Below are 15901 nucleotides of genomic sequence, written 5' to 3'. Positions count from 1 at the left end.
GTTAGGATGCAGCGCGCAGGCTCGTACGGACACGCCGCCTGCTTGTAGCGCGGGCCTTCTCCGCCACGACACCGGTGATCTCGACCACGCCGTCCTCACGCGGTCTGGCGTTTGTGACCTTGTGGAGACGCTCATAGGGCAACAGTTCCTTGACCCGAGCATCGAGCAACGCGACTTCGGCTCGCAGGTCCTCGCATTCCTGCCTCTGGACATCGAACTGTATCTGCTCGGATGCCTGCTGCAGGGAAAGCTGCGAAAAATTCGCGTTCACGGTCGAAAGGTTCATCTTGTCGTTTTCGTTCTCCTTTCTGAGAGCAGACAACCTTTCCTCCGCGATTTGCTTTTCGGCCACAGCGTCGCTCCATTGAGCCTTAAGCTTGGCGATCTCGCTGGCGGCTTCACTGTTCTCGTTCAAGGCAACCTCCAATCGCGATTGGAGGTTCCGAATTTCGGAACGCAGGCCGCCGATCTCCGTGAAACCACGCGCTCGCTCGGCTTCCCTGTCACCTTCCATGATACGGGCCGCTTCCGTCATTTCCGACAGCTTCGCTTGCGCGACATCGAGCGATTTCTGCAGCCGCATTTCCTCTTTCTCGCTCTTGCCAAGCGCAGCCAGCACTTCCGAAAGTCGCGCCGTCTCATTGGCATGAATCGTCGAGAGTTCATCCAGCCTGTGCCGCGCCTCAACTTCCCGTTTCAGCCCCTTGTCGAGGTCGATCGACAGGCTGACATGTTTTTCCCGCAGTATCTCGTTCTCGCGCGAGCATCTGTTGGCCTCGGCCGTTCTGGCCGAAAGCGTTGTGACGAGGTCACCGAACTCGGCTTCGCGCTCTGCGCTCGCATTGCCTGCCACGACGAGTTCCAGCCTTGCTGCAGCCAGCGCACGGCGAAGTGCCTCCTTGTCCTCGATCAGGCCTGTCTCGCGCTGCTGCAGGGCCTCGACAGCGCTTTCACGCTCGCGCTGCTTTCTGGTGGCATCGTGGAGTTGCTCCGACAGCACTCTTTGCTGGGTGGTCAGGCCGACATTTGCCAGTTCCAGTTCGTTGGCGCGAAGAATGTCCCCGTGAAGCAGCTTCAGGAATTCGCCTGTCAGATGATGCGAGGTCGCGATCTCCGACAGTTTCGTATTGATCTCCTCCAGATACTCCCGCGCATCGTCAAAGAGCCCATCGACGGCATTTAACGCAGCCAGTCGGGTTTGTGTGTGGGAGGTCAGGCGTCGAGCGGTGCCAGCGTCGTCCTCGGGCTGAGAGTTGTCATTCTTTGCCGCGAGATTCTCATCCGGGACGGCCTCCAACGGCGACTGGTCGTCTAGGTTGAGGCACTCATCGAACGCGTCCGCCAAATCGGCTTCAAGCTCCTTGAATGCTCTGTCCACCTTCTCGGCGCGCTTCATCAGACTTTTGATTCTCATGACTGAACCTCCCCCTCGTGTAGCGCCATCATGGGGTCTTGATCCTCGCCTCCCGGATACGGGTTCATCCTATCTCCCCTGACGCGGTCGACGCGTGAGATGACCGCTCTAGAATCTGCTGTCATGGCCCGTTTACCCACTCTGAGCGCAGGGGCCGAGTCCACGCTAGGGACAGGCTCGGCCACTGTCCTCGTCTGTTTGAATGACGCAAACCGTGTAAGTGCCCTGATTGTAGCCGGCTTTGGAAACAACCCACCGGAGGAACGTCCGCCAGAGTTCCAGATTGACCGCCGCGACCATCGTCGTGCTCCCTTGTTGTTCACGACGTGACATGCCGGCCGAGCTGCTCGGTAAGCCTAGCCCTCGCCCGACAGGTCCCGCCTCGCCTTGTCGAGCTCCTCGGCATAGCGCCGCATCAGATGGCCTTCGGTCAGCAGCCCGACGACGACGCGGTCGTCGTCCGCTATCGCGAGAGGACGCGAATACGACTCTGAAACTCCCCACGATCGACATAACATCCGCGCAAATGTCGCCGCCCCGTGTTCGGATTGAACGATTGGCGGCGGCCGTGCAGCACCCGGCGATTGTCGAACACCGCCATTTCGCCGGCCTTGAGGCGGTAGGCTATTTGGAAACGCGAGCCGCGGATCATCATCATCAGCTTGCGATAGGCCGCGTAAAAGGGCGCGCAAATGTCGGAGGGAAGGTCGATGACATCGACAAGATGGGCGTTGAACCGTAACTCTGTCACTTCTCCATCGCGTCGCGTTACGATCACAGGAAACCTACCGCGCAGATCGTAGTTTTCGTCGTGAAAACGATAGGGTATCTCGACCTCGCACAAGAGACGGTAGGCTTCAGGATCTTCCGCCTGTAACGCGGCCACGATCGCAAACCCATCGGCAAAGACCGATCCACCGCCTTCAGCTTCGTTCGCGATACAATGAAGGAATTGATAGCCGGGCGGCACCTCCTGGTTCGCAAGATCGGTGTGTAACGGCAGGGCGACCGGCGTATAGGCCAGGTTGTTCGGTTTCGGCATCGACACGACCTCGAACATGGTGCCGAAATTTGTCTGGCGCAGGAACCCTATCCGCTCGGCCGCGCGCCGCCCGGCGTCGGGATCATCGTCAAGCCCATCGACGATGGAGAGCCCGTATGCAGCCGTTGCCTTCAGCCAGGCGAGCAGATCGGCATCGCTTTGCAAGATGTCTCCGGCGGAGTGACGCGGTATGGTTTCAAGATCGATCGAGCCGTCCCAGAGTTTTGGAGCGATGTCAGCCGGATCGTTTCTCTTTCTGCCCGGACGATAGGATTCAAAGAACTGGCCCGGGAATTCCTCCTCAGCCTGGTCGTTCAACCAGACAATGCTCACAGTGCCGCCTCTGTCTTGCACGCTGATCGGTCTGAGTGAGGGCTCCACCCTGGTCAGGTCGAATATCCGCTCTTCGGTCTGCGGGTGAAACGCCGATGGCGCATTGTCCTTTAGCCAGAGCCAAGGATAGCAGACTGTTTCGCCTGACGAGAAAGTTACGGCAAGCGCGGTCTCCCGGGCTTCCACGGAAAGCATGGTATTCATGACGGTGTCTCTCTGAACACAGAATTTGATTTTCAGCTCGGATCAGGCCCGCAGGCCATCAACCCAACGGTGGTGGCCACCACAAGCTCGGCTTCCCATAGCGATGGGATCCGGGATTTCTGTTCGGTTCTTCGAGCACTCGATCTCCAGGTAGAAACCTGATTCAAGCAACATGGCGATGGTAGCGGTCATTTGCCGGCAGTGTCCAGCTAAATGCAATGGGACCGCCATCCCCCTCTGGGCTGGCCTCGCGGACAGCCCGGCTTCACTGCGGCGATAAAACCCATCTTCATCTCGGGGAACCGCGTTGACGTAAACGTCAACCCAAAGCTATATGCGCCAGCGACCGTGATCGCGAAATGCGCAAGACGGCGACTTCGGCCGGACCGAAGTGCCAATGTGCGACAAACGCAACGAGACGAGGAGAACGGCCATGGGCGTTCAGGAAATTGCCGACAAGATCAGCGCGCGCGTGGCGAGTGCCGGGTTCGATCGTTCCGTGAAATTCGATACCGGCGGCGACGGTGTCATCGTCATCGACGGCGCTAATGTCTCGACCACCGACGCGCCGGCCGACTGCACCATAAAGCTTTCGCTCGACGATCTGGAGTCGCTGATCGCAGGCGATCTCAACCCGACCATGGCGTTCATGTCCGGCAAGATAAAGGTCGAAGGCGACATGAGCGTCGCCATGGCGCTGAGCCAGTTGATCGGCTGATCCACTCCAATCCGGGATGAAAAGAAGACGCCGCCCGATGGGCGGCGGCTTGTTTCCGATCCGTCAGGCCGCGAGCGGCAGCCGCTGTGCCTTCAGCTTGCGCCCTGCCGCCTTCAGCGTGCCCTGCGCGTCGGCGAGCGCGCCTTCCACCAGTTCCAGCGCCAGCAAGCGGTGCCGTTCGTAAGGTCCCGGCATGGCCAGCGAGCCGGTCTTCTCGGCCGAGAACCCGAAGCGATCGTAATAGGGCGCATCGCCGACCAGCAGGATCGCCGCATGGCCGAGACGCGCGGCTTCAGTGATTGCATGGCGCATCAGCGCCGAGCCGATGCCGGCATTCTTGATAGTGGGATCGACGGCGAGCGGGCCAAGCAGAAGCGCTGGCCGACCGCCCTCGCCCAGCACGACATCCCATAGCCGCACCGTGCCACTCACAGCGCCCGAAGCATCGTGCGCGACAAAGGCCAGGCCTTCCGAAGGCCGACGGCCGCGCCGCAGCTTTTCCGACGATTTTTTCCTGCGCTTCGGCCCCATGGCGCGATCGAGCAAAGCCTCGCGCGCCGGAACGTCGGCAGCGGTCTCGGCGGTGATGGCAAAAGCACCAGCAATCTCCCCCCTCGAGGGGGAGATGTCGCCAAAGGCGACAGAGGGGGTCGCCGCGCGTGAAGCGCCGACGCCGTGCGGTCCAAGAGAGGTCGCGTCAGCCGGACCGACCCCCTCTGGCCTGCCGGCCATCTCCCCCTCGAGGGGGGAGATTCCGCGCGCAGCGTCTTCAACAATGAAATCTACAATTTCCATTTCCGCGATCCTTCACGAGCGGATTGTTCCACAGGCGAGCCCGGGCGGGCGACAGGCGCCCACCTGGGATGATCTGAGCGGTTCTTTCGAACCGTCAGATCACGTAGGATCGGAGAGGCTCGAAGCCGTTGAAGGCGACCGAGGCGTAGGTCGTGGTGTACGCGCCGGTGCCCTCGATCAGCACCTCGTCGCCGATGGTCAGCGACAAGGGCAGCGGATACGGCGTCTTCTCGTACATCACGTCGGCCGAATCGCAGGTCGGGCCGGCGAGCACGCACGGTGCGGTCTCGGTGCCGTCATGCGCGGTGACGATCGGGTAGCGGATCGCCTCGTCCATCGTCTCGGCGAGACCGCCGAACTTGCCGATGTCGAGGAACACCCAGCGCACATTGTCGTTGTCGGCCTTCTTCGAGATCAGCACGACTTCCGACTTGATGACGCCGGCATTGCCGACCATGCCACGGCCCGGTTCGATGATGGTTTCCGGGATGGCGTTGCCGAAGTGCTTGCGCAGCGCCGAGAAGATCGCCTGGCCATAGGCCTGTGCCACCGGCACATCCCTGAGATAACGGGTCGGGAACCCGCCGCCCATATTGACCATCTTGAGCACGATGCCTTCCTCGGCGAGCGCCGCGAACACCTTCTTGGCATCGCCGAGCGCACGGTCCCAGGCAGTCAGGTCGGTCTGCTGCGAGCCGACATGAAACGACACGCCATAGGCGTCGAGGCCGAGCGTCCTGGCACGACGCAGCACATCGACCGCCATCGCCGGCACGCAGCCGAACTTGCGCGACAGCGGCCATTCGGCGCCTTCGCCGTCGGTCAGCACGCGGCAGAACACACGGGCGCCGGGCGCAACGCGGGCGATCTTGTCGACCTCCTCGACGCAGTCCACTGCGAACAGCCGGATACCGAGCTGATAGGCGCGCTGGATGTCGCGCTCCTTCTTGATGGTGTTGCCGAAGGAGATGCGGTCCGCCGGCGCACCGGCGTCCATCGCCATCTCGACTTCGGCAACGGAAGCGGTGTCGAAGGACGAGCCCATCGCAGCAAGCAGGCGCAGGATTTCCGGCGCCGGGTTTGCTTTCACCGCATAGTAGATTTTCGAATCGGGAAGCGCCTTCTCGAAGGCGCGAAAATTGTCGCGCACGACATCGAGATCGACGACGAGGCATGGGCCGTTCGGACGTCGGGTGGCGAGGAAATCAAGGATGCGCTGGGTAGCCATCGGGGTCTCTCCATCAGCGCCTTTCGGCGCGCACAAAGGCTGCGGGACGCGGGTCATCGACCTCGCGAACACGCGGTGGACAAAGGCGGGACGTCAAATCCATGGAACCAGCCGGTGGAGACCCCGGAACCATGAAACGCCGTCTCGCGGCGGTGAACCTTGGCCTTGCCCGGCCTCGGTTCGCTTTGTCTGCCTTGGCTTGGATGGGAGACCCGTCCGCACTGCCGGCAATGAAGGTGTGCCTCTTCAGTAACCCCGGTCTTTGGACGACCGGCAGAACACCAGAAAGGCCCGCACCGTCGTTGCTTCAAGGTGTCCTCGGTCTGGCGGTTGGCCGCTAAACCGACTGGAGGGGTTGGCTCCAGTTACCTTACCGATATCCCTCACCATTTTGAGGATCGGCGGACACCCACAGGCACGTGCGACTTTGGGCAAGCGCGATATAAGGTCGAAGGATTTCACAATCAATAAAAATCGTACGTCAGGTTGTAAAATTCCTAGCATCGAACAATGTTGCAACAGCTGTATCCGGATATCGAACGAATGACAGGCACTCGTGGCCCCCTGAACGCTTTTCTCGACCTAGACGATATCCCTGTATCCAATGCGCAATCCGGCCCGCTTGCCGGCCTGCGGCTGGCCGTCAAGGATATTTACGACGTGGCCGGCTACCGCACCGGCTGCGGCAATCCGCAGAAATACCAGGAGGTTTCACCCGCCCCCGCGACAGCGCCGGCCGTTCGGGCGCTGCTTGATTCGGGCGCGCGCTTCGTCGGCAAGACGCAAACGGATGAACTGGCCTTCTCCCTGATGGGGCTGAACGCGCATTTTCCGGCGCCGGTCAATCCGGCCGCACCCGACCGCATCACCGGTGGCTCGTCCTCCGGTTCCGCTGCTGCGGTCGCCGGCGGGCTGGCCGACATCGCCGCCGGATCCGACACCGGCGGCTCGATCCGCGCCCCGGCAAGTTTCTGTGGCTTGATCGGCCTCAGGGTCACGCATGGCCGCATTTCGCTCGATGGCACCATGCCGCTGGCCCCCTCCCTCGATACGTTCGGGTGGTTTGCCAAGGACATGACCACCTATGACAAGGTCGGCGCGGTGCTGCTCGGCGACGATCCGCATCGCCACGAATTGCAGCGCCCCCTCGCCCTTGATGCGCTGGACGGGCTCGTTCTCGGCCCGCAGGGAGCCGATGAATATCGCGGCATGGTCCAGCATGTCACTTCGGTGACGGGCGCGCCGCGGATCATCGCGCCGCTCTCGCATTCGACCGACGATCTCTACTGGTGCTTCCGCAAGCTGCAAGGATACGAGGCCTGGCAAAATCATGGTGCCTGGATCTCGCAGAAAAACCGGATGCTAGGCCCCGGCGTCAAGGAACGCTTCGAGCATGGCGCAACCATCGACGCCGCAACGGCGCGACATGAAACGCAGCGCCGCGACGCCTTCCGTCTCGAACTTGCCGAGCGTCTTGGCGATGACGGCGTTCTTGTGCTGCCGACCGTTCCTGACGCCGCCCCGCTCAAGGCTGCTTCCTTCGACGATTTACAGGCGTACCGTGAACGCGCGCTGAGACTGTTGTGTCTTTCCGGCCTGTCGGGCTTTCCGCAAATCACCCTACCGCTAGGCCAGCTCGACGGCGCTCCATTCGGCCTGTCGCTGCTTGGACCGAAGAACAGCGACCGGCGGCTGATGGCGCTCGCCGCGCGCATCCTCTCAGCCCGCCAAAGGAGCGCATGACATGGACACGCTGACCCGCATGCGCGCCTTCATCGACGTGGTCGAGGCCGAAGGTTTTTCGGCAGCGGCGCGCAAGATCGGGCGCTCCAAGGCGCTGCTGTCCAAATATGTGCGCGAGCTGGAGGACGAGCTCGGTGCGCTGCTGCTTAACCGCACCACGCGGCAGTTCTCGATGACGGAGGCCGGCCATACCTATTACCGGCGCGCCTCGGAAATTGTGCGTGAGGTCGACAGCCTGGCCGATGCGGTGCGCGAATCCTCCGGCGACGTTCGCGGCAGGATCAAGCTTTCAGCGCCGCGCACCTTTGCTGACGCACCGATCGGCCAATCGCTGATCGACTTCGCCAAGCAGCATCCCGACATCGTGCTCGACATCCATCTCGACGACCGCTTCGTCGATCTGGTCGAGGAAGGTTTCGATCTCGCCGTGCGCATTTCGCGGCTGGAAAACTCCTCGCTGATCGCGAGGCGTCTGGCGCCGTTTTCGGTGCGCCTCTGCGCATCTCCCGAGCTGATCGCCAAGCATGGCATGCCGGTGCGGCCGCAGGACCTTGGCCGCGTGCCCTGCATCATAGACACCAATGGCCGCTGGCTGACCAACTGGCCGTTCAAGGGCGACAGTGGCGATACGGTAACCGTCTCGGTCTCCGGTCCGATCGAGGTCAACAGTCCGATGGCCGCAAGAGCCGCCGCGGTGGCTGGATTGGGATTTTCCATCCTGCCCGATTTCATCGCCGCTCCCGACATCGAAAGCGGCCGGCTGGTGACTGTGCTGGATGACCGCATCCTTTCGGGTAGCGGCATTTTCGCAGTCTATCCGCACCGGCGCTATTTGCCTGCCAAGGTTCGCGTTTTTGTCGATTTCCTGGTGCAGTGGTTCAAGACGAATGACAGCGCATGAGCTTTCAGCCGCCTGGCGGTCCCATTTTCGCCCCCTTTCTGGTAACTCTCGATATTTACCGAAGTCGATGGGATCGCGACCGAGAATGCATCTGAAACGGCAAGCAATCATGATGGCTTCGGCCATGGCGGCGACATTTGCCATGGTCGTGCCGGCCGAAGTGCATCCCCACGTCTTCGCCGAGGCCCGCCTCGAAGTGGTTCTCAGCCCGGATCACCAAAGTGTGAAGGCGTTGCGCCATCTCTGGCGCTTCGACGATTTGTTTTCGAGCACGGTGATGATGGAATTCGACAAGAATTCTGACCTGAAGCTCGACGACAAGGAGCTGAAGGAAGTCGCCGACACCGTCCATGCTTCGCTGGCGGAGTTCAATTATTTCCAACTCGTCACCGTCGACGGCAAGGACGAGCCGATGAGCCCACCGCCGCAGCTGATGGCCAATTTCGAGAACGACCAACTCATCATCCTGTTCGAATCCGAACCGAAGGCGCCGATGAAGCTGGCCGGCAAGATCGATATCGGCGTCTACGACCCGACCTTCTACACGGCGATCGATTTCACCGAGGATGCCAATCTGCAGGTCGATGGCATGCCGTCGAAATGCACGAGCAAAGTCGTTCGTCCGAACCCCGACGAGGCGATCGCCGAGAACCAGAAGACCCTGACGGACGCCTTCTTCAACGATCCGACAGGCACCGATATGAGCAAGATCTTTGCGACCAAGCTTGAAATGAACTGTCAGCCAGAAGGATAATCCGGTGACGAAACCGTCCCTGCGTTTGGCTTTCGGCCTTTTGGCCGTCGCCCTTGCGATGACGCATTTCCTCGGCGCCGCCCACGCCCAGAGCTCGCTCGGCATCGGCACCAATGACGGGATAGCTCCCACCACCGGCCCGTTCGCCCATGTCCTGATGTGGATCAATCTGCGCCAGCAGGAATTCTACCGCGCGCTTGCCGGCGCGATGAAGGCGATGCGCGAGGACGGCAGCAAGTTGTGGCTGCTGATCGGCCTGTCCTTCGCCTATGGCATTTTCCACGCCGCCGGCCCCGGTCACGGGAAGGCGGTGATCTCGTCCTACATGGTGGCGAACGAAGTCGCGCTCAAGCGCGGCATCATGCTGTCCTTCGTCTCGGCCCTGCTGCAGGCGCTGACGGCGATCCTCGTGATGATGCTCGCCTACTTCGTCTTGCGCGGCACCGCTATATCGATGACCGATGCGGCATGGTTCCTCGAAATCATGAGCTATGTCTTCGTCACCCTGTTCGGCGCCTGGCTTTTGTGGCGCAAGGCCGGCCCTGCCGTCCTTCGCCTGTTCGGCGCGAGCCCTCCCTACAGCCTCTCGGCGGCCCATGCCGGCCATTCGCACGCAGGCCACGCACATTCCGTGCATGCTCATTCGCAACATTCCCATGCGCTTCGCGCACATGCCGGCCGCGACGATGATGCGCATGACCATGATCACGGCACGCACAACCATCACCATGGCCATGGCCATGGCGGGCACGATCATCATCACAATGCGGCGGGCGAAGTCTGCGAGACGTGCGGACATTCACACGCGCCCGACCCGGCGCTGCTTTCCGGCGACCGCTTCGACTGGCGCACCGCCTGGACGGCGGTGGCGGCCGTCGGTATCCGGCCCTGCTCTGGCGCACTGATCGTGCTGAGCTTCGCCATGCTCAACGGGCTGTGGTTCGGCGGCATCCTGTCGGTGCTGGCCATGGCACTCGGCACGGCGATCACGGTCTCGGTCCTGGCGACGCTGGCGGTGACGGCCAAGAACTGGGCGGTCTATTTCGCCGGCGACGGCCGCATGGGCAACCGCATCCATTCGATCGTCGAGATCGGCGGCGCAGCCTTCGTCTTCCTGTTCGGGCTGCTGCTGCTTTCGGCGAGCCTGACAACTGGCGGATGACGGCTTTGCGTGTCCGATTGGACGCGCAGCGCTCTAGCTTGCGATCTTGCCGTCCAGCTCGTCCTCAATATGGGCGCGGATGATTTCATCGAAGCTCTTTTCGGCGGCAAAGCCAAGCTCCCTCGACCGCCGCGCCTCGAACCGTGTCGGCCAGCCCTTCACGATCGCCCAGATCGTGTCGTCGGGCTCCTCGCGGATCAGGTTCATCGCCTTGGCGCCGGCAATGCGCTCCAATGCCTCGATCTGCTCGCCGACCGTGACGGCGACGCCGGGCATCGTCAGATTGCGGCGCGGCCCGACGGCGCTGCCGTCGATCCCTGCTGCGTGGATCAAAAAATTCACCGCCGAACGCGGGCTGGCGTGGGTGTGCACGACAGAGCGCGGCACCGGCAATATCGCTTCCTGGCCGCTTAACGGCTCGCGGATGATACCGGAAAAAAAGCCGGAGGCTGCCTTGTTCGGCTTTCCCGGCCTGACGCAAATGGTCGGCAGCCTGATCCCGATGCCGTCGAAGAAACCGCGCCGTGTGTAATCGGCCAAGAGGGCTTCGCCCATCAGCTTCTGCGTGCCGTAGGAGGTCAATGGCGTCGGGTGGAATTCGTCGGGGATGACATCCGGGAACGGCGCGCCGAACACGGCGATCGACGAGGTGAAGACGACGCGCGGCGCAAACCCCGCCAGCCTTACGGCATCGAACAGCGCCCTTGTGCCGTCGAGATTGACGCGATAGCCGAGATCGAAATTGGCCTCCGCCTCGCCCGACACGACGCCCGCGAGATGGAAGATCACGTCCGGCCGCAACGCGACCAGCCTTTCCGTCGCGCTCGGCGCAGCAAGATCGCCGGTATGGATAGCAACATCGACGTCTTCCAGGACCGGCGCCTGTGGCGGCACGATATCGTGAAGGTCGAGCGCGGCGATCTTCCGGCCGCTGAGCGTTCCGTCCTTCGCCAGCCGGGCGATGAGCTTGCGGCCGACCATGCCTGCCGCACCGGTTATCAGGATACGCATATCATTTTCCTCTTTTGCGCTGGCTGCGACCGCGCAGCCAAAACACGACGAAGATGGCCACCATGAAGACAGCGGCAATAGCAGCGGCAAGAATGGTCGAGACGCGGCCGACCGCCAGCATCACGGTTGGCAAATAGTAGGCGGCGATGCCGAACAGGATCAGCACCCAGAGGGCGCCTATTGCCGCATTGCGCGTGTCGCGGTCCATCAAGTGGTCCCGACGCTGCGGAAATTCATCAATTTGGTTACCAATGCCATGGAACTCCCGGTGTCAGTGATAGTGGCCATGATGCGGAGCCACATTGTGCGCATGGTCGTGCTCGCCGTGGTGCTCATCATGGCTGTCGGCGCATTGGCCGAATTCCGGTTCTACGGTGGCGTGGGCAATTCCATGCTCGGCGGCAAGCCGCTTCTTGATGGCGCTGACCGCTTTGTGGGCATCGACGCCATCGTTGAGGCAGGCATGCAAGGTCGCCATGTTGCTTGACCCGTCAAGCGACCAGACATGCATGTGATGGACCTCGCGCACGCCCTTGATTGTCCCCTCTATGTCCCTGGCGATCAGGTCGCGATCGAGGCTCGCCGGCACGCCTTCGAGCAGGACATGGGCTGCTTCGCGCATCAGCGACCAGGCCGTAGACAGGATCAGCAGCGAGACAAGGACTGACAGGATTGGATCGATAGGCGTCCAGCCCGTCGCCAGGATGATCAGGGCAGCTATGATCGCCGCCGCCGAGCCGAGCAGATCGCCGAGCACGTGCAGGATGGCGCCGCGCATGTTCAGGCTGTCGCGGTCGCCGCCATGCAGCACGAAGAAGGAGCCGATATTAACCAGCAGACCGGCGATCGCAACGACCAGCATCGGCCCGCCGAGCACGGGCGCAGGCGTCAGCAGGCGTTCCCAAGCCTCATAGATGATCCACAGTGCAATGGCGAAGATTGCGATGCCGTTGGTATAGGCGACCAGCGTCTTGACCCGGCCAAAACCGTAGGTGAGGCGAACCGTGGCCGGGCGGCCGGCCAGATGAAAAGCATACCAGGCAAGGCCGAGCGCGATACAGTCGGCGAGCATGTGGCCGGCATCCGCCAGCAGCGCCAGCGATCCCGTGAGGAGACCGCCAAGCGCTTCCACGACCATGAAGCCGGCGGTCAGGCAGGCCGCGATCAGCACCCGTTTCTTGTCGGTAGAGCCGTGCACATGACCGGCGCCGTGGCTGTGGTCGTGCCCCTGCGAACCGTGATCATGGGTATGCGCCATTCACGAACTCCCGCTACGCACCGAACTCGGCACGGAAATCCTCGAGCCGTCGCTTCTGCCGGCCGTCGCCCTCGAAATTGGCCGGATCGAGCCATGCCTCATAGGCTCTGTGCAATGCCGGCCACTCCTTGTCGATGATCGAGTACCACGCGGTATCGCGGTTTTCGCCCTTGACCACAAGATGCTGGCGAAAAATGCCCTCGAACTTGAAGCCGAAACGTTCCGCCGCGCGCTTCGACGGCTCGTTACGGTTGTTGCATTTCCATTCGTAGCGGCGATAGCCAAGCTCGTCGAAGATGTATTTCATGAACAGGAACTGCGCTTCCGTCGCCGCCGGCTTGCGCGAGATCAGCGGACCCCAATAGATGTTGCCGATCTCGATCACGCCATAGGCCGGATCGATGCGCATCAGCGTCTGGCGCCCGGCAATTTTTCCGCTGGCCTTGTCGATGACGGTGAAGAACAGCGGATCTTCGCTGGCTTCGGCCTTGTCCAGCCAAGGCTGGAAGGCGGCACGGGTCTGCGGTGGGTAGTCAGGCAGCCAGGCGAAGCGGCCATCCACGTCGGGCACCGAGGATGCTTCAAACAAGCCGTCGCCGTGCTTTTCCGCGTTGAGCGGTTCAAGCCTGACGTAGCGCCCCTCCAGGACTTTGCGTTCGGGCCGCGGGCGCGGTTGCCAATTCTTGAGATTTTCCGACACCCAAAGCTCCAATCCGTTTGACTTTTGCGAAAGGACGCTCACAAAAACGCTCGCTCGGTGAAAGAACCACACGGACGGGAAAAATGCTCCACACGATTTCGGCCTTCGACCGTCTTGGCGAGGAAAATGCCTTCGCGGTGCTGGCGCGTGCCACCGCGCTTGCCCATCAGGGCCGCGATATCGTCAATCTCGGCATCGGCCAGCCCGACTTCAAGACGCCGCAGCACATCGTCGAGGCAGCGATCAAGGCGCTGCGCGACGGCCATCACGGCTACACGCCGGCCAACGGCCTACTGGGGACACGCGAAGCGGTCGTGCGCCGCACGCTGACCACCACCGGCGTCGAGGTGTCGCCTGAGTCGGTGATGATCCTGCCCGGCGGCAAGCCGACCATGTTCGCCGCGATCCTGATGTTCGGCGAACCGGGCGCTGAAATTCTCTATCCCGATCCCGGCTTTCCCATCTATCGCTCGATGATCGAGTTCACCGGCGCCACCCCGGTACCGGTGCCAATGCGCGAGGAGAACGGCTTTGCCTTCTCGGCGCAGGAGACGCTGGCACTGATCACGCCGAAGACCAGGCTGCTCATCCTCAATTCACCGGCCAACCCGACCGGCGGGGTCACCCCCCGCGCCGAGATCGAGAAGCTGGTCAAGGGACTGGAAGCGCACCCCGACGTCGCTATCCTCTCCGACGAAATCTACGACGTGATGACCTATGACGGCGAGACGCACTGCTCGCTGCTCAATTTTCCCGAAATCCGCGACCGGCTGATCGTGCTCAACGGCTGGTCGAAGACCTGGGCGATGACCGGCTGGCGCATGGGCTGGTCTATCTGGCCGAATGGTGACAAGGGCGCCCACCTCTACGACAAGGTGCGCAAGCTGGCAGTCAATTGCTGGTCCTGCGTCAATGCGCCGAGCCAATATGCCGGCATCGCGGCCATCGACGGCCCGCAGGACGACGTCGACGAGATGATGCGTGCCTTCGACCGCCGCAGGAAGGTCGTGGTCGAGGGGCTGAACGCTTTGCCTGGCGTTTCCTGCATCACGCCGAAGGGCGCGTTCTATGCCTTCCCCAACGTTTCGAAGACCGGCTGGAAGGCCAAGAAGCTGGCGTCCGCCCTGCTCGAGGATGCCGGCGTGGCGCTGATCGGCGGACCTGATTTCGGCATTCTCGGCGAGGGCTATATCAGGCTGTCCTACGCCAACTCCGAAGAGAACATCCAGCGCGCGCTGGAGCGGATCGAGACGTTTCTGGGCAAATGAGGACAAGCGCATCCCCAGGGAAAATCGGAATCGATTTTCCCTGGGGATCATGCGCAAATCAAAGTGCCACAGCGCTCTTTGCGCGTTCGGCGATAGAATTCACGACCGAAGAAAGGTGACGTCAGATGTTTTATGCCATCCTCGCCTATCACGTGGAAGAAGCGATCACGGCGCTGACGCCGCAGGAGGATGCGGCGTTGATGACCGATCTGCTCCAGATCAACGAGCGGCTATACCGGGAAGGCACCCTTGGCCCGGCGGCGCGGCTCGGGGCGACACAAGACGCGTGTACCTTGCGCGGGCCGGGCGCCGGAATGGTCATTGACGGACCCTTCGCCGAGACCAAGGAGCAATTGTTGGGACTCTACGTCGTCGACTGCGCCACGCCTGATGCCGCGATCGCGATTGCACGCGACCTTCGTCGCGTCAATCCGACCGCCGTCTACGAAATCCGCCCCATCTCGCTATATCTTCCCGGCGTGCCGCTTTCGGTCACGCAGTCCTAGAGCGGCTGCTCACCCTCGCCCGACGTACGGCATTTTCGTCGCCATAACGGTCATGAACAGCACATTGGCGTCGAGCGGCAGGCTGGCCATATGAACGACGGCATCGGCGACGCGCTCGACGTCCATCACCGCTTCGGCGGCGATGGAGCCATTGGCCTGCGGCACCCCGACCGTCATAGCCTGCGCCATGTCGGTCAAGGCGTTGCCGATGTCGATCTGGCCGCAGGCGATGTCATAAGGCCGGCCGTCCAGCGCCAGCGTCTTGGTCAGCCCGGTAATGGCGTGCTTGGTCGCGGTATAAGGCACCGAGCCCGGCCGCGGCGCGTAGGCCGAGACCGAGCCGTTGTTGATGATGCGGCCACCCATCGGCCGCTGCCTGCGCATGGCGCCAAAGGCGGCGCGGGCGCACAGGAACGAGCCGGTGAGATTGACCCCGACGATGTCGTTCCACACCTCGACGGGGATCTCGTCGATCAACGTCGACTTGTAGCTCGTGCCGGCATTGTTGAAGAGCAGATCGACACGACCGAAAGCCGCCGCCACCGTCTCGAACATCTCGTCGACCTGATCGGCCTTGCTGATGTCGCAGGCAACCGCCAGCGCCTTGGCTTGTGTCGATCCGGCCTCGGTGATCGCCTCTTTCAGCACCGGTTTGCGGCGTCCGCAGAACACCGTGTTCCAGCCGGCCTTGAGCAGCGCCGTGGCAACGCTTTTGCCGATGCCCGTGCCGGCGCCGGTGACGATGGCGGTTTTGTAGTCTGTCATAACTGTTCTCCTACAGCGCCGGGTGCCCGCAAAGGACGCTATAGCACCTTGATTTTGAGCAATTTGATTTTGCGCATGATCGCGTCCAAAAATCGATTC

16 protein-coding genes are annotated in these 15901 nt (G+C 62.1%); 7 read left to right on the top strand and 9 right to left on the bottom strand.

All coding sequences use genetic code 11. From position 1 onward, the window contains the following. Nucleotide 1: 1 nt before the first annotated feature. Together CIT25_RS08400 and CIT25_RS08395 are read right to left on the bottom strand one after the other, a co-directional pair. A complete protein-coding gene (locus CIT25_RS08400; RefSeq protein WP_095484097.1) occupies nt 2–1414 on the bottom strand; it encodes a coiled-coil domain-containing protein in 1413 nt (470 codons plus the stop codon). Nucleotides 1415–1877: 463 nt separating this feature from the next. Beyond that, complete coding sequence (locus tag CIT25_RS08395; RefSeq protein ID WP_095484096.1) at nt 1878–2993, bottom strand: TauD/TfdA family dioxygenase; 1116 nt, start codon at nt 2991–2993, stop codon at nt 1878–1880. A 433-nt stretch (nt 2994–3426) separates the two neighbouring features. Between CIT25_RS08395 and CIT25_RS08390 the strand changes: the two genes are divergently transcribed. Then, the gene (locus CIT25_RS08390; RefSeq protein ID WP_095484241.1) at nt 3427–3711 is read left to right on the top strand and encodes an SCP2 sterol-binding domain-containing protein; all 285 of its coding nucleotides are present in this window, start codon (nt 3427–3429) and stop codon (nt 3709–3711) included. A gap of 63 nt (nt 3712–3774) precedes the next feature. Here the strand turns inward: CIT25_RS08390 and CIT25_RS08385 are convergent, their stop codons facing one another. Together CIT25_RS08385 and odc2 are read right to left on the bottom strand one after the other, a co-directional pair. Next, nucleotides 3775–4338 (bottom strand): GNAT family N-acetyltransferase, encoded by a 564-nt coding sequence (locus tag CIT25_RS08385; protein ID WP_245329800.1) that lies wholly within the window; start codon nt 4336–4338, stop codon nt 3775–3777. Between the two features lie 262 nt (nt 4339–4600). Next, nucleotides 4601–5734 carry an ornithine/lysine decarboxylase gene (gene odc2 / locus CIT25_RS08380; protein WP_095484094.1) on the bottom strand — a complete coding sequence of 378 codons (1134 nt, stop codon included), beginning with the start codon at nt 5732–5734 and terminating at the stop codon, nt 4601–4603. Between the two features lie 543 nt (nt 5735–6277). On the opposite strand from odc2, the gene CIT25_RS08375 reads away from it, so the two are divergent. The 4 genes from CIT25_RS08375 (at nt 6278) to CIT25_RS08360 (ending at nt 10294) form a co-directional block, all read left to right on the top strand. Next, nucleotides 6278–7477 carry an amidase gene (locus CIT25_RS08375; protein ID WP_095484240.1) on the top strand — a complete coding sequence of 400 codons (1200 nt, stop codon included), beginning with the start codon at nt 6278–6280 and terminating at the stop codon, nt 7475–7477. 1 nt (nt 7478) lies between these two features. Continuing rightward, nucleotides 7479–8378, top strand: a complete 900-nt coding sequence (locus CIT25_RS08370) for a LysR family transcriptional regulator (protein ID WP_095484093.1) — start codon at nt 7479–7481, stop codon at nt 8376–8378. Between the two features lie 85 nt (nt 8379–8463). Next, nucleotides 8464–9132, top strand: coding sequence for a DUF1007 family protein (locus CIT25_RS08365; protein ID WP_095484092.1), 669 nt, complete (start codon nt 8464–8466; stop codon nt 9130–9132). A 4-nt stretch (nt 9133–9136) separates the two neighbouring features. Next, nucleotides 9137–10294, top strand: coding sequence for a nickel/cobalt transporter (locus CIT25_RS08360; RefSeq protein WP_483423518.1), 1158 nt, complete (start codon nt 9137–9139; stop codon nt 10292–10294). 33 nt (nt 10295–10327) lie between these two features. On the opposite strand, the gene denD is transcribed toward CIT25_RS08360, so the two are convergent. The 4 genes from denD to CIT25_RS08340 form a co-directional block, all read right to left on the bottom strand. Further along, the gene (denD, locus tag CIT25_RS08355; protein WP_095484091.1) at nt 10328–11305 is read right to left on the bottom strand and encodes a D-erythronate dehydrogenase; all 978 of its coding nucleotides are present in this window, start codon (nt 11303–11305) and stop codon (nt 10328–10330) included. A 1-nt stretch (nt 11306) separates the two neighbouring features. Further along, nucleotides 11307–11513, bottom strand: coding sequence for a hypothetical protein (locus CIT25_RS08350; RefSeq protein ID WP_095484090.1), 207 nt, complete (start codon nt 11511–11513; stop codon nt 11307–11309). 63 nt (nt 11514–11576) lie between these two features. After that, nucleotides 11577–12563: a cation diffusion facilitator family transporter gene (locus tag CIT25_RS08345; RefSeq protein ID WP_095484089.1), complete on the bottom strand. Its 987-nt coding sequence runs from the start codon at nt 12561–12563 to the stop codon at nt 11577–11579. 13 nt (nt 12564–12576) lie between these two features. Next, entirely contained in the window at nt 12577–13263 is a 687-nt protein-coding gene (locus CIT25_RS08340; protein ID WP_095484238.1) for a GNAT family N-acetyltransferase, read from the bottom strand. Nucleotides 13264–13346: 83 nt separating this feature from the next. Between CIT25_RS08340 and CIT25_RS08335 the strand changes: the two genes are divergently transcribed. Both CIT25_RS08335 and CIT25_RS08330 read left to right on the top strand, forming a co-directional pair. After that, on the top strand, nt 13347–14531 hold the full coding sequence (locus CIT25_RS08335) for a pyridoxal phosphate-dependent aminotransferase (protein WP_095484088.1): 1185 nt from the start codon (nt 13347–13349) through the stop codon (nt 14529–14531). A 125-nt stretch (nt 14532–14656) separates the two neighbouring features. Beyond that, a complete protein-coding gene (locus CIT25_RS08330; protein ID WP_095484087.1) occupies nt 14657–15037 on the top strand; it encodes a YciI family protein in 381 nt (126 codons plus the stop codon). Nucleotides 15038–15046: 9 nt separating this feature from the next. Here CIT25_RS08330 and CIT25_RS08325 read toward each other — a convergent pair whose 3' ends face one another. Further along, on the bottom strand, nt 15047–15802 hold the full coding sequence (locus tag CIT25_RS08325; RefSeq protein WP_095484086.1) for an SDR family oxidoreductase: 756 nt from the start codon (nt 15800–15802) through the stop codon (nt 15047–15049). Nucleotides 15803–15901: the final 99 nt, after the last annotated feature.

It is taken from the genome of Mesorhizobium mediterraneum (assembly GCF_002284565.1).
GTDB lineage: Bacteria > Pseudomonadota > Alphaproteobacteria > Rhizobiales > Rhizobiaceae > Mesorhizobium > Mesorhizobium mediterraneum.
This window is presented reverse-complemented; position numbering and strand designations above follow the sequence as displayed.